Origin of the sequence: Serratia sp. H1w, from assembly GCF_000633355.1 — a bacterium.
Taxonomy (GTDB): Bacteria; Pseudomonadota; Gammaproteobacteria; order Enterobacterales; family Enterobacteriaceae; genus Chania.
In genome coordinates this window covers 37,194-51,158 of record NZ_AYMQ01000016.1, presented here as the reverse complement: position 1 = coordinate 51,158, position 13,965 = coordinate 37,194, and the positions used below count along the sequence as shown (strand labels likewise).

Here is a 13,965-nt window from a genome sequence, read left to right as displayed (position 1 = left end):
TGAGGTTTATTGGGTATATATTAGGGCATTCAAACCTATGAAGATCCCAACCTTTACCTGTTACATCATAGGTGCAACCTGATAAAAGAACCGTTCCTAAAAGAATAAAAGTTAAACTTACTTTCCTCACATCCTTATCTCCATACCTAACATTTTGTAACATCCTAATGCCAATAGAACACAAAAGAAAGTGAGAAAAACAGCAATCTGAACTAGTTAGTCATCTTTGTGATGAATAGAGCAATCCCTCAGAGGTAGCGCGCCGCGTTGGCGGTCTTTGCCGTACTGATGCAAGCGTTGTTTGCTTAGTGGTAACCAGGAATTTGTTAATCATCTCGACAATAACTTTCAAAACCGAGGCGCTAATCTCCTTGAATGAGATTTTAGCGGTTGGTTATTAGGCATGAAAAAGCTCATCTTTTACATCGTCTTGCGGAGAGGTTTTTGAGGGTAAAAAAACGGGAACCATCAGGCTCCCGTTCTCATTTAACGCTAAATCACAATTACATGTGTTTAACGATAGCGTCGCCAAACTCGCTACATTTCAGCAGTTTAGCGCCTTCCAGCTGACGTTCGAAGTCGTAAGTCACGGTCTTGGCAGCGATAGCACCTTCCATGCCTTTAACAATCAAATCAGCAGCTTCGAACCAACCCATGTGCCGCAGCATCATCTCAGCGGACAGGATGATTGAACCTGGGTTCACTTTATCCTGGCCAGCATACTTAGGTGCTGTGCCGTGGGTAGCTTCGAACAGTGCGCAATCGGAACCGATGTTGGCACCTGGGGCGATACCGATACCGCCAACCTGGGCTGCCAGGGCGTCGGAGATGTAGTCACCGTTCAGGTTCATACAGGCGATCACGTCGTATTCAGCCGGGCGCAGCAGGATTTGCTGCAGGAAGGCATCGGCGATCACGTCTTTAACCACGATCTCTTTGCCGGTGTTCGGGTTCTTGATTTTCAGCCATGGGCCGCCGTCGATCAGCTCACCACCAAACTCTTCACGCGCCAGTTCGTAGCCCCAATCCTTGAAGGCACCTTCGGTGAACTTCATGATGTTGCCTTTGTGAACCAGCGTCACTGAATCGCGATCGTTGTCGATAGCATATTCGATGGCCGCACGAACCAGGCGCTTGGTGCCTTCTTCGGAACATGGCTTAACACCAATGCCGCACTGCTCTGGGAAACGGATCTTCTTCACGCCCATTTCGTCACGCAGGAATTTGATCACTTTGTCCGCTTCCGCAGAACCCGCTTTCCATTCGATACCGGCGTAGATGTCTTCGGCGTTTTCACGGAAGATCACCATATCGGTCAGCTCAGGTTGTTTTACCGGGCTTGGTGTACCCTGGTAATAACGCACCGGGCGCAGACACACGTACAGATCGAGCTGCTGACGCAGCGCAACGTTCAGAGAACGAATGCCGCCACCTACTGGCGTAGTCAGTGGGCCTTTGATCGCTACGCGGTAGTCACGAATCAGTTCCAGTGTTTCTTCCGGCAGCCACACGTCTTTCCCGTAAACGTGGGTGGATTTTTCACCGGTATAGATTTCCATCCAGGAGATTTTACGTTCGCCGTGGTAGGCCTTTTTCACCGCTGCATCCACCACGTGGATCATGGCAGGGGTAACGTCAACGCCAATACCGTCACCTTCGATGAACGGGATGATAGGGTTATGCGGAACAACCAGTTTACCCTGGGCATCAACCGTAATCTTTTTACCTTCTGCCGGAACAACTACTTTGCTTTCCATCAACCTCTCCTTTCTGTCTTCAAGCGCAATTTTTGTTAATGCTTTGTAAGATGCGTGTCAATACTACTTGAATATTCAACTCGCGCCAATCCAAAACAGATTAGGCTATAATGCGCTTATCATTCGTAATCGCAAAGACCATGACTAAATTCTCTGTTAAAAATCACCAAATTAAACGATTCAGCCGCAGTAAATCCGCAGCACGCCCACAATCGCAGGCGCCGCGACGCGTGGTGATATTCAATAAACCCTTTGATGTGTTACCGCAGTTTACCGACGAAGCCGGCCGCGACACCCTGAAAAAATTTATCCCTTTCAGCGATGTCTATGCCGCAGGGAGGCTCGATCGTGACAGCGAAGGCCTGCTGGTACTGACCAACGACGGCAAGCTACAGGCGCAGCTAACCCAGCCCGGCAAGCGCACTGGCAAAATCTACTACGTTCAGGTTGAAGGTGAGCCGCAAGAGAGCGATCTGGCTGTGCTGCGCAGTGGAGTTACGCTAAACGATGGGCCAACCCTGCCCGCCGGTGTAGAACTGGTTGATGAGCCAGAATGGCTATGGCCGCGCAACCCACCGATCCGTGAACGCAAGTCCATTCCTACCAGTTGGTTGAAAATCACGCTCTATGAGGGGCGAAACCGTCAGGTGCGTCGCATGACGGCACATATCGGCTTCCCTACCCTGCGCCTGATTCGTTACAGTATGGGCTCGCTTTCCCTGGGGAGCTTACAGCCTGGGGAATGGCAGACTATTGATTGAGGCTGGCGGGGCTATACACAGCTAGGCGGGCGCAGCATGCAGCGCCCCTACACTCAGCATTACTCACTCTTTATAACGTAAGGAACTGCCATGTTTAAGCCGCACGTCACCGTCGCCTGCGTGGTACATGCCGCCGGTAAATTTTTGGTGGTCGAAGAAACTATCAACGGTAAGGCCCTGTGGAATCAACCGGCAGGCCATCTCGAAGCAGATGAAACGCTGATCCAGGCCGCCGAGCGGGAGTTGTGGGAAGAAACCGGCATCCGCGCCACACCGCAGTCTTTTTTGCGCATGCACCAGTGGATCGCACCAGACCGCACGCCATTTCTACGCTTCAGCTTTGTGATTGAGCTGGAACAGCCGCTGCCCACCGAGCCGCACGACGATGATATCGATCGCTGCCTATGGCTGACTGCCGAGCAGATCCTGGAGGCCGAAAACCTGCGTTCGCCGCTGGTGGCCGAGACCATCCGTTGTTATCAGCAGCAGGAACGTTACCCGTTATCGCTGGTCGCCAGCTTTAATTGGCCGTTTTGACGGCAAATAAGGGCCGTGCGCGCAGGCGGCCAACGTGGTAAAATCCTGCGCTTGTTTTTTATCGCACAGTACGTGTTCAAGTTCGTGAGATCCCCATGTCAGACAACAGCCAGAAAAAAGTGATCGTCGGAATGTCCGGCGGCGTCGACTCTTCCGTTACTGCCTATCTGTTACAACAACAGGGCTATCAGGTCGCTGGGTTGTTCATGAAGAACTGGGAAGAAGACGACGATGAAGAGTACTGCTCGGCCGCCACCGATTTGGCCGATGCACAAGCCGTCTGCGACAAGCTGGGCATCGAGCTGCATACGGTGAACTTCGCGGCGGAATACTGGGACAACGTGTTCGAGCTGTTCCTGGAAGAGTACAAGGCGGGCCGTACCCCTAACCCGGATATCCTGTGCAATAAAGAAATCAAATTCAAAGCGTTCCTGGAGTTTGCGGCGGAAGATCTGGGGGCGGACTTTATCGCTACCGGTCACTATGTCCGCCGTCAGGACGTAGACGGCAAAAGCCGCCTGCTGCGCGGCGTCGACGTTAACAAAGATCAAAGCTATTTCCTGTATACCCTGAGCCACGAGCAGGTCGCGCAAAGCCTGTTCCCGGTCGGCGAGTTGGAAAAGCCGGAAGTGCGCCGCATTGCGGAGCAACTGGAGCTGGTTACCGCCAAGAAAAAAGACTCCACCGGTATCTGTTTTATCGGCGAACGTAAATTCCGCGACTTCCTGGGCCGCTATCTGCCAGCACAGCCGGGCCCGATCGTCAGCGTCGATGGTCAAACCATCGGTGAGCATCAAGGCTTGATGTATCACACCCTTGGCCAACGCAAAGGACTGGGCATCGGCGGCATGAAAGACAGCAGCGAAGATCCGTGGTACGTGGTGGATAAAGACGTCGCCAACAATATTCTGGTGGTCGCCCAAGGCCACGAACACCCACGCCTGATGTCCATCGGCCTGATCGCCCAGCAGTTACATTGGGTCGATCGCCTGCCGTTGACACAACCTCTGCGCTGTACGGTCAAAACCCGTTATCGCCAGCAGGATATTCCCTGCACCGTGACGCCGCTGGACGCCGATCGCATCGAAGTCCGCTTCGACGAACCGGTCGCCGCCGTCACCCCAGGCCAGTCCGCCGTGTTTTATCAGGGCGATATTTGCCTGGGCGGCGGCATTATTGAACAGCGTTTACAGGAGTAATCGTGGCGAAGAATTATTACGACATCACGCTGGCCATGGCCGGAATTAGTCAAGCAGCTCGTCTGGTTCAGCAGTTGGCGCATGAAGGGCAAGTAGATAGCGAAGCCTTCCATACCTCGCTCAACAGCCTGTTGCAGATGGATCCGCCTTCTACCCTGGCGGTGTTTGGCGGTGAAGAGCGTAACCTGAAGATGGGCCTGGAAACCTTGATTGGCGTGCTCAACGCCAACAACAAAGGCCCAGCCGCCGAGCTGACACGCTACACCATCAGCCTGATGGTGCTGGAGCGCAAGCTGAACGCCAATAAAACGGCGATGAATACGCTCGGTGAGCGCTTGAGCCAGTTGGAGCGCCAGTTGGCGCATTTCGAACTGGGTTCGGAAACCATCATCAGCGCCCTGGCCGGTATCTATGTCGATGTCGTTGCACCACTGGGGCCGCGTATTCAGGTCACCGGTTCGCCTGCCATCCTGCAAAATCCGCAGGTGCAGGCCAAGGTTCGTGCCACCCTGCTCGCCGGTATCCGTGCCGCCGTGCTGTGGCAGCAGGTTGGCGGCAGCCGCCTGCAATTAATGTTTTCCCGTAATCGTCTGCTCAAGCAGGCGCAAAATATCGTTGCTCATTGTTAATCTTCCCAGGAGTTGCTACCGATGGAATTATCCTCACTGACCGCCGTTTCCCCTATTGATGGACGCTACGGTGATAAAGTCAGCGCACTGCGCACCATTTTCAGCGAGTATGGCTTGCTGAAATTCCGCGTGCAGGTTGAAGTACGTTGGCTGCAAAAACTGGCCGCTTGCGCAGAGATCAAAGAAGTTCCCGCTTTTGACGCCGACGCAAACGCTTACCTGGACAAGATCGTCGCAGAATTCAGCGAAGAAGACGCCCAACGCATCAAAACCATCGAGCGTACCACCAACCACGACGTGAAAGCGGTTGAGTACTTCCTGAAAGAGAAGGTGGAGGCAGTACCAGCCCTGCACGCGGTGTCCGAGTTTATCCACTTCGCCTGCACCTCTGAAGACATCAACAACCTGTCACACGCGCTGATGCTGCATACCGCCCGTCAGGATGTGGTATTGCCGCACTGGCGCAAGATCATCGAATCCATCAAAGGGCTGGCGCTGGAGTATCGCGATATTCCGCTGCTGTCACGTACCCATGGTCAACCCGCTACCCCATCTACCGTGGGTAAAGAGTTTGCCAACGTGGCCTACCGGATGGATCGTCAATATCGCCAGTTAGAGCGCGTCGAGATCCTCGGCAAAATCAACGGTGCGGTAGGCAACTACAATGCCCACATCGTGGCCTATCCGGAAGTCGACTGGCACCGTTTCAGCGAAGAGTTTGTGACTTCGCTGGGGGTAACCTGGAACCCGTACACCACCCAGATCGAGCCGCATGACTATATCGCCGAGCTGTTCGACTGCGTAGCGCGTTTCAACACCATCCTGATCGACTTCGACCGTGATGTCTGGGGCTATATCGCCCTGAACCACTTCAAGCAAAAAACCATTGCCGGTGAAATCGGTTCTTCCACCATGCCGCACAAGGTTAACCCGATCGACTTCGAGAACTCCGAAGGCAACCTGGGCCTGGCCAATGCGGTGCTGGGCCATCTGGCGAGCAAACTGCCGGTTTCCCGCTGGCAGCGTGACCTGACGGATTCCACGGTGCTGCGCAACCTGGGCGTAGGCTTGGGTTATGCACTGATTGCCTATCAGGCCACCATGAAAGGCATCAGCAAGCTGGAAGTGAACCGTGCGCACCTGCTGGATGAGCTGGATCACAACTGGGAAGTGCTGGCCGAACCAATCCAGACTGTGATGCGCCGCTATGGTATCGAGAAGCCGTATGAGAAACTGAAAGAGCTGACCCGTGGCAAGCGCGTCGATGCGGCCGGGATGCAGACCTTTATCGATAGCCTAGCACTGCCGGAAGACGAGAAAACCCGCCTGAAAGCGATGACACCGGCTAACTATATCGGCCGTGCAACCACCATGGTTGATGAGCTGAAGTAAGCGAATTACCCCCCTCACCCCAACCCTCTCCCACAGGGAGAGGGAGCTGCCACGGTGATGTAGTCAGGTGCAGGGGCAACCTGAAGTACGCCTCCATTGGGTGCTTCAGGACGACAACATTCGTTAACATATTTTACTAAAAGCAGATGAAACTCAGCCGACATCACTTACAATGCCAGGTAACCAAGTTTGCCGTTCAGGCTGTGAGATAAGGATAGATATGGCAACGCTGAAAGATATCGCGGCCGAAGCTGGAGTTTCACTGGCAACGGTCTCCCGGGTTCTGAATGACGATCCCACGCTCAACGTCAAAGAAGAAACCAAGCATCGCATTCTCGAAATCGCCGAAAAGCTGGAATACAAGACCAGCAATGCCAAAAAGCATCTGACTAATGCGGTGGTCCAGCACCACGTGCTGGCGCTATACAGCTACAAGCAAGAGCTGGAAATCAACGATCCTTACTACCTTTCTATTCGTCACGGCATTGAAACCCAGTGTGAAAGGTTGGGGATTGAGCTCACCAACTGCTACAAAAACAACCAGCTGCCGGAGCTGAAAAAGATCACCGGCGTGCTGATCGTCAGCAAACCCACACCGGATACCCTGCGTAAAGCCGCGGCGCTTACCGACAATATCTGCCTGATTGATTTTAATGAACCCGGTTGTGATTACGACTCGGTGGATATCGATCTGGCGAAAATCAGCAAAGAGATCATCGATTTCTTTATTGAGCACGGGGCCAAACGCATCGGTTTTATCGGCGGTGCCGATGAGCCGGACAGAGCCGATATCCGCGAAGCCGCCTTTGTGGAATACGGACGGTTGAAGGGCGTGGTGCGTGAGCAAGATATCTACCGGGGTGATTTCTCTAGCGCCTCAGGCTATGAGCTGGCAAAAAAGATGTTGGCCAAAGGAGATTATCCCTCTGCGCTGTTTGTCGCCTCTGACTCGATCGCCATTGGGGTGCTACGCAGCATCCATGAGATGGGGCTGAAGATCCCGCAGGACATTGCCCTGATCAGCGTAAATGATATTCCAACCGCGCGTTTTACCTTCCCGCCGCTGTCTACCGTGCGCATTCATTCGGAAATGATGGGGATCCAAGGGGTCAACCTGCTGCTGGAAAAATTCCGTGATGGCCGCGCCCTGCCGCTACAAGTCTACGTTCCCAGCAAGTTAAAGCTGCGCGAAACCACCAAATAGCCTGCGGACCCGATGTAACGGCCCCTCACCCTAACCCTCTCCCAAAGGGAGAGGGGACAGCATTTGCTACCCTTTCACTCCTGAATCTGACCTTGGCACGGGTGCAGCATGCAGCGCCTCTACGTAGCGCCACATTAGCTGCCAACGACGCTGAACTGGCTCCCTCTCCCTGTGGGAGAGGGTTGGGGTGAGGGGCAGCCAGCTATCCGTTATTAGTAAAATATACTAATAATTCGGCTATATTTTACCTCTGTATTTGTCAACCCCATCCGCTTGCTACACCTATCGGTCATTTCTTTACCTCGATCACAGAACCATCATCCCTCTGGCTATAAAGCGTGATCGAGTTAAAATAAAAGCAATTATCGGCTATATTTTAGTAAATGTTTTACTAAAATCCATTCCAAGCATTGACGCATTCCAGCTAAGACTACGGTCTACAGCCTTCAGACCAGGAGAGATGACGTGAATAATTGGGAAAATTTTCAACACCTGCATGAGAACCGGCTGGCCCCCCGCGCCTACTTCTTCTCATATGATTCACTTAAGCGCGCCCAAACCTTTCAGCGCGCGCTGAGCAGCCACTTTATGGCGCTGAGCGGCCAGTGGAGCTTTAGTTACTTCACCAACCCACTGCTGGTGCCTGAAGCCTTTTATTCACAAAGGATGGCAGACTGGGGCCAGATCACGGTGCCCAACATGTGGCAGATGGAAGGCCATGGCATCCTGCAATACACCGACGAGGGCTTCCCCTTCCCGATCGATGTGCCTTTCGTCCCGACAGACAACCCTACCGGCGCTTACCAACGCAGCTTTACGCTCGGCGAACAGTGGCGTGGCAAACAAACCATCATCAAGTTTGATGGCGTCGAAACCTATTTTGAAGTCTATGTTAACGGCCAGTATGTGGGCTTTAGCAAGGGCAGCCGCCTGACCGCCGAATTTGATATCTCCGATTACGTGCATGACGGGGAAAACCTGCTGGCCGTGCGCGTCATGCAGTGGGCGGATTCAACCTATATCGAAGACCAGGATATGTGGTGGACGGCAGGCATCTTCCGCGATGTCTATCTGGTGGGCAAAGAGCCGGTGCATGTGCAGGATCTGACCGTTCGCACCGACTTTGCCGCCGACTATCAAAGCGCCACTCTCTCCTGTGCGCTGGAGATCGAAAATCTGTCCGGGACAGCGCTGGCAGACTACGTGGTGGAGTATGCCCTGTTTGATAGCGATAACCTCCTGGTACAACAGAGTCTGGGTGCGCTGGCCCAAACCCATTTTGCTATTACTCTGGCAAACCCGACCCAGTGGTCGGCGGAAAACCCTTATCTCTATCAGCTGTTTATCACCCTTAAAGCCCCTGATGGCTCCGTGCTGGAAGTGATCCCGCAACGCGTCGGATTCCGCGATATCAAGGTGCGCGACGGCCTGTTCTACATCAACAACCAGTATGTGATGCTGCATGGCGTGAACCGCCATGATAACGACCATCTGAAAGGCCGTGCGGTAGGCATGGATCGCGTCGAAAAAGATCTGATCCTGATGAAACAGCACAATATCAACTCGGTACGTACCGCGCATTACCCGAACGATCCGCGCTTTTATGAGCTGTGTGATATTTACGGGCTGTTCGTAATGGCCGAAACCGACGTCGAAACCCACGGTTTTGCCAACGTAGGCGATCTGAGCCGCATCACCAACGATCCTGCGTGGGAAACGGTGTTCGTCGACCGTATCGTGCGCCATGTCCACGCGCAGAAGAACCATCCATCAATCGTGATGTGGTCTCTGGGCAATGAATCCGGCTACGGTTGCAATATTCAGGCGATGTACCACGCCACCAAGGCCATCGACGATACCCGCCTGGTGCATTACGAAGAAGATCGCGACGCCGAGGTGGTGGATATTATCTCCACCATGTACACCCGCGCGCCGCTGATGAACGAGTTTGGTGAACACCCGCACGCCAAGCCACGCATCATCTGTGAATACGCTCATGCGATGGGCAATGGCCCCGGCGGCCTGACGGAATACCAGAACGTGTTTTACCAGCACGATCATATCCAGGGCCACTACGTCTGGGAATGGTGCGATCACGGCATCCTGGCGCACGATGAGCAAGGCCAGGCCTTCTACAAATACGGCGGCGATTTCGGCGACTATCCAAACAACTACAACTTCTGCATGGACGGGCTGATTTTCCCGGATCAAACCCCAGGGCCAGGTCTGAAGGAGTACAAGCAGGTGATCGCGCCGGTGAAAATCCGTGCGGTTGAAGCTCGCCCTGGCACCTTCCTGGTTGAGAATAAACTGTGGTTTACCAATCTGGATGATTACACGATTACCGCTGAGATCCGCGCAGAAGGCGAAACGCTGGCAACGCTGCCGTTGCGGCTGAAAGATCTGCCGGCCAACTCTTCGCGGGAAATCAACTTCGACCTGCCTGAGCTGGATGAGCGGGAAGCCTTTGTGAACTTCACCGTACGCAAGAATTCCAGCACCTTGTACAGCCAGGCCAATCACGAAATCGCGGTCTATCAGTTCCAGCTCAAAGAGAATACTGCGCAGCCTGAACGCTTTATCAACCCCAATGCGTTGCCGCTAGAAATGGCAGAAAGCCGTCTGGCGTACCGCATCAGCGGCCAGGACTTTGCGCTGATCTTCTCAAAGGTGAACGGCAAACTGACTTCCTGGATAAGCCATGGCGAGGAAATCATCGCTTCTGCTCCCGCGTTAAGCTTCTTCAAACCGATGATCGATAACCATAAGCAAGAGTATCAAGGCCTATGGGAACCCGCGCATCTGCAAATCATGCAAGAGCACTTCCGTACGCTCGACGTTGTCCAGGCCAACGGCCACGTTGAAATTACCGTGACCAGCATCATCGCACCGCCAGTCTTCGATTTCGGCATGCGTTGCTGCTACCGCTACCAGATCAATCCCGAAGGCCAGCTCAACGTGGAACTCAGCGGCGAGCGCTATGGCGATTACCCTTATGTGATCCCGGCCATCGGGTTGGATTTGGGCATCAACGGCGGTTTTGAGCAGGTGAACTATTACGGTCGTGGCCCGGAAGAGAACTATCAGGACAGCCAACAGGCCAACCTGATCGATATCTACCAGACCACGGTAGCCGAGATGTTCGAGCACTACCCGTTCCCACAAAACAACGGCAACCGCCAGCACATACGCTGGGCCGCGCTCACCAATCGACACGGCAGCGGTCTGCTGGTCAAACCGCAACAGGCAATCAACTTCAGCGCCTGGGAGTACACCAACCAGGGTCTGCATCAGGCGCAGCATACCAACGAACTGCAACCCAGCGGTTATATCACGCTCAACCTCGACCATCAGGTCATGGGCCTGGGTTCCAACTCCTGGGGCAGCGAAGTCCTCGATTCATACCGGGTTTATATGGCGCCGTTCCGCTACGGCCTGACCCTGATACCGCTGCAAGCCGGTGACGTCAGTGCCCAAGCGCTGGCCAACAATGACTTTAGCAATGACTTCTTCACGCCAACCGCAAACGAGGCCTGATCCATGCACGTATTAGACAATCTGGAACAATTCAAAGTGGTGTATCGGGACGGGCGCAAATGGAACCGTTGCGTGGAAGCCATTAACAACATTGCCAATATCAAAGATGGCGTGATGCACTCCATCGGCGACACGCTGGTCTACATGATTGAAGACGGCGTCACCCGCAACAACGCGACCTTTGAAGGCAACCGCCGCTATTTCACCATCCATTACTACCTCGAAGGCGGGGAAACGGTGGAGTTCGCACCAAAATCCGCCCTCTCCCCCGTTACAGCCTACCGAGATGAGACCGACCGCGAATATCTGCAAGGCAGCGGGCAAAGCTGCGAATTGCGTGCCGGGCAACTGGCGATTTTTGACAACCAGGAAGCCTACCGTTTTCACGGCGACAACCGGGTAAGAAAAGTGGTGCTGCGGGTCACCATTGAGGATGGCTACATGTTGAACAAGTGATCCTGCTGATAATAAAGCGAACCGGGCGGGAAATCACTCCCGCTCAATCCAGTTTGAGTTCATCATTGATGTCGTTCATCGGAGGACACTATGTCCGATTCTTTACGTGGCACGATTGGCAAGTTTGCCCTGTTGTCGATGACCTTTGCGGCGGTGTTCAACGTGCGCAATATCGTCAACAACAACATTGAGCTGGGCTTGAGCTCAGCCCCGGTATTTTTGTTTGCGACCCTGGTTTACTTCATTCCCTTTGTGTTCATTATCGCGGAGTTTGTCTCTGCCAATAAGAACTCGGAGTCGGGAATGTATGATTGGCTAAAACGGCCTTTGGGCACCCGTGCGGCCTATATGGGGTCGTTCCTGTACTGGTTCGTCAACCTGTTCTGGTTTGTGTCCCTGCTGCCTAACGTGATTGCCTACGCGTCCTACGCCATCATGGGCCGTGAGTACGCCTTTTCCCCGGTAATGGTGTCGATTATTTCGATCGTGCTGTTTGCCGCCACCACTCACATTTCCACCAAGGGTGCCAGTTGGTTGGGCAAGATTGCCGAAGTTGTGGCTTATGGGGTGTTCGCCCTGTTTGCGATTTACGTTCTGGGCGCGCTGATGGCGCTGAGCGGGGATCACGTCCCGGCACAACCCATCACGCTAGAGGCGATGACGCCAACGGTGAACTGGGCAACGCTGGGTATCATGTGCTGGATCTTCCAGGCAGCCGGTGGGGCAGAAACGGCAGCGGCCTACCTCAATGACGTCAAAGGCGGTCAGAAGTCGTTTATCAAGGTGATCATTATTGCCGGCGCGGTGATCGGCGGGATGTATGCCGTTGGCTCCCTGCTGGTTAACGTGTTTGTCGCCCGTGAAAACCTGACCTACGCAGGCGGGATGGTCGAAATCTTCACCGGCATGGCCAAGTACTTCGGCATTTCCGAAACGCTGGTCGGCCGTCTGGTGGGTGTCGTGCTGTTTATCGCCATCTTCGGTTCAATGATGATGTGGACCTCCGCGCCGGTCAAAATCCACTTCTCAGAGATCCCGAAAGGCGTTTACGGCCCGAAAACTACCGAGCTGAACCAGCATGGGGTGCCGGTACGTGCCGCATGGTGGCAGTTTGCCTTCGTATTTGTGATGCTGGTGGTCAACGGCTTTGGTTCCGAATCGGTACAGCAGATGATGAACACCGCGATCAACCTGACAGCGGGCACAGCCATGCTGCCACCGATCTTTATCATGGTGGCCTACTTTGTGTTCCGCTGGAAACATGACGATACGCCACGCGAGTTCCGCATGGGATCGCGTAAGTTTGGTATGGGTGTGGTTTCGGTGTTGATCACCATCTTTGTGGTCAGCATGACGGCATCGGCGTTCCCGCCGGGCGTAGATTTGATGAGAGCCTTCTTTATCAACGTCTGTATGACCGCCGTGTTCTCTGCCCTGGCCTGGTGGTGGATCTCACGTTTCGAGGCTAAACAGGTAAGAAACAAAGCGGCGCTGACCGAGCAGTAAGTGCCTATCGACAAATCCCTATGTAGGGGCGCAGCATGTAGCGCCCCTACAAAATAAACCGGTTTAAGTTTGTTAGCCGTTCTGCGACATAAACATCTGTAAACGCTGTTTCTGCTGGCCTTCCTCACTAAAGTTCTCATCGGCCAACCAACCTTCAAACGCACTCCGCACCTGCGGCCAGTTTTGGTCAATCATCGCGAACCAGTCGGTATCGCGATTGCGGCCTTTGGTGACCAGCGCCTGCATAAAGCGCCCTTCGTACTGAAAAGCAAAACGTTGCGCCGCCTGCCTGGAAGGCGCATTCAGACTGTCGCATTTCCATTCACAGCGGCGGTAGCCCAATTCGTCAAAGGTGTGGCGCAACATCAGGTAGATCGCCTCGGTGGCGCAGGAGCGCTGCTTCATCAACGGCGACCAGCAGACATGACCAATTTCCAACACTCCGCTGGCCTCTTCAATTCGCATAAAGGCCACCGTCCCGACGGGCTGCCCAGTGGCTAGATCGAACACCACCAGATTCACCAGCGCCGGATTGGCTTGCAGCTTTTCCAGATGCGCACGCATCTCCTGCGGGCTCTCTGGCCACTCCCCCATCAGGTAAGTCCAGTCGCGTCCATCTGGCGCTAACTGGTAAGCCGCAAACAACGCGGCAAAGTCCCGCTCGGCGTCTAACATCGCCAGGCGGCAAAATTTGCCGGTCAGCGATACCGACTGTGGGCGCGGCAAAGCCTGCCATTGTGGTAAAGGGTCGCCCACTGGCTGACCAAATTGATTTATCGCCATAAAAGTCTTCCGTCTGGTTGCTGCAACAATAGATTCTCACCATCAAGCATATACCGAGGCCAGAACGCATCCTATAGACCAATTAACCACAGCGACCAGACCAATCAACCGACACTCGTTGACCGCAATAGTCAAGGCAAGTTGTTAATGGAATGATACAAGTCAAGATCAATGTGAAGAAAATGTTTTGATACAGATGCTTTA

General features: G+C 53.9%; 11 protein-coding genes. 9 read left to right on the top strand and 2 right to left on the bottom strand.

Annotated elements, in window-relative coordinates; translation table 11 throughout:
* Positions 1-503 precede the first annotated feature (503 nt).
* On the bottom strand, positions 504-1,757 hold the full coding sequence (gene icd / locus U869_RS0103170) for an NADP-dependent isocitrate dehydrogenase (RefSeq protein ID WP_025119868.1): 1,254 nt from the start codon (positions 1,755-1,757) through the stop codon (positions 504-506).
* 140 nt (positions 1,758-1,897) lie between these two features.
* Here icd and rluE point away from each other — a divergent pair, with 140 nt between their 5' ends.
* The 9 genes from rluE to U869_RS0103125 all read left to right on the top strand — a co-directional run bounded on the left by rluE (position 1,898) and on the right by U869_RS0103125 (position 12,978).
* A complete protein-coding gene (gene rluE, locus U869_RS0103165) occupies positions 1,898-2,518 on the top strand; it encodes a 23S rRNA pseudouridine(2457) synthase RluE (RefSeq protein WP_025119869.1) in 621 nt (206 codons plus the stop codon).
* A gap of 90 nt (positions 2,519-2,608) precedes the next feature.
* Positions 2,609-3,055, top strand: a complete 447-nt coding sequence (locus U869_RS0103160; protein WP_025119870.1) for an NUDIX hydrolase — start codon at positions 2,609-2,611, stop codon at positions 3,053-3,055.
* A 95-nt stretch (positions 3,056-3,150) separates the two neighbouring features.
* A complete protein-coding gene (gene mnmA, locus U869_RS0103155) occupies positions 3,151-4,254 on the top strand; it encodes a tRNA 2-thiouridine(34) synthase MnmA (RefSeq protein ID WP_025119871.1) in 1,104 nt (367 codons plus the stop codon).
* Between the two features lie 2 nt (positions 4,255-4,256).
* Positions 4,257-4,883, top strand: coding sequence for a high frequency lysogenization protein HflD (gene hflD, locus U869_RS0103150; protein WP_025119872.1), 627 nt, complete (start codon positions 4,257-4,259; stop codon positions 4,881-4,883).
* A 21-nt stretch (positions 4,884-4,904) separates the two neighbouring features.
* On the top strand, positions 4,905-6,275 hold the full coding sequence (gene purB, locus U869_RS0103145) for an adenylosuccinate lyase (RefSeq protein ID WP_025119873.1): 1,371 nt from the start codon (positions 4,905-4,907) through the stop codon (positions 6,273-6,275).
* 220 nt (positions 6,276-6,495) lie between these two features.
* On the top strand, positions 6,496-7,479 hold the full coding sequence (ebgR, locus tag U869_RS0103140) for a transcriptional regulator EbgR (RefSeq protein WP_025119874.1): 984 nt from the start codon (positions 6,496-6,498) through the stop codon (positions 7,477-7,479).
* 465 nt (positions 7,480-7,944) lie between these two features.
* Positions 7,945-11,016 (top strand): beta-galactosidase subunit alpha, encoded by a 3,072-nt coding sequence (gene ebgA / locus U869_RS0103135; RefSeq protein ID WP_025121164.1) that lies wholly within the window; start codon positions 7,945-7,947, stop codon positions 11,014-11,016.
* Between the two features lie 3 nt (positions 11,017-11,019).
* The gene (locus U869_RS0103130; protein ID WP_025121163.1) at positions 11,020-11,472 is read left to right on the top strand and encodes a beta-galactosidase subunit beta; all 453 of its coding nucleotides are present in this window, start codon (positions 11,020-11,022) and stop codon (positions 11,470-11,472) included.
* A 90-nt stretch (positions 11,473-11,562) separates the two neighbouring features.
* On the top strand, positions 11,563-12,978 hold the full coding sequence (locus U869_RS0103125) for an amino acid permease (RefSeq protein ID WP_025121162.1): 1,416 nt from the start codon (positions 11,563-11,565) through the stop codon (positions 12,976-12,978).
* Positions 12,979-13,050: 72 nt separating this feature from the next.
* On the opposite strand, the gene U869_RS0103120 is transcribed toward U869_RS0103125, so the two are convergent.
* On the bottom strand, positions 13,051-13,761 hold the full coding sequence (locus tag U869_RS0103120) for a GNAT family N-acetyltransferase (protein WP_025121161.1): 711 nt from the start codon (positions 13,759-13,761) through the stop codon (positions 13,051-13,053).
* Positions 13,762-13,965 lie beyond the last annotated feature (204 nt).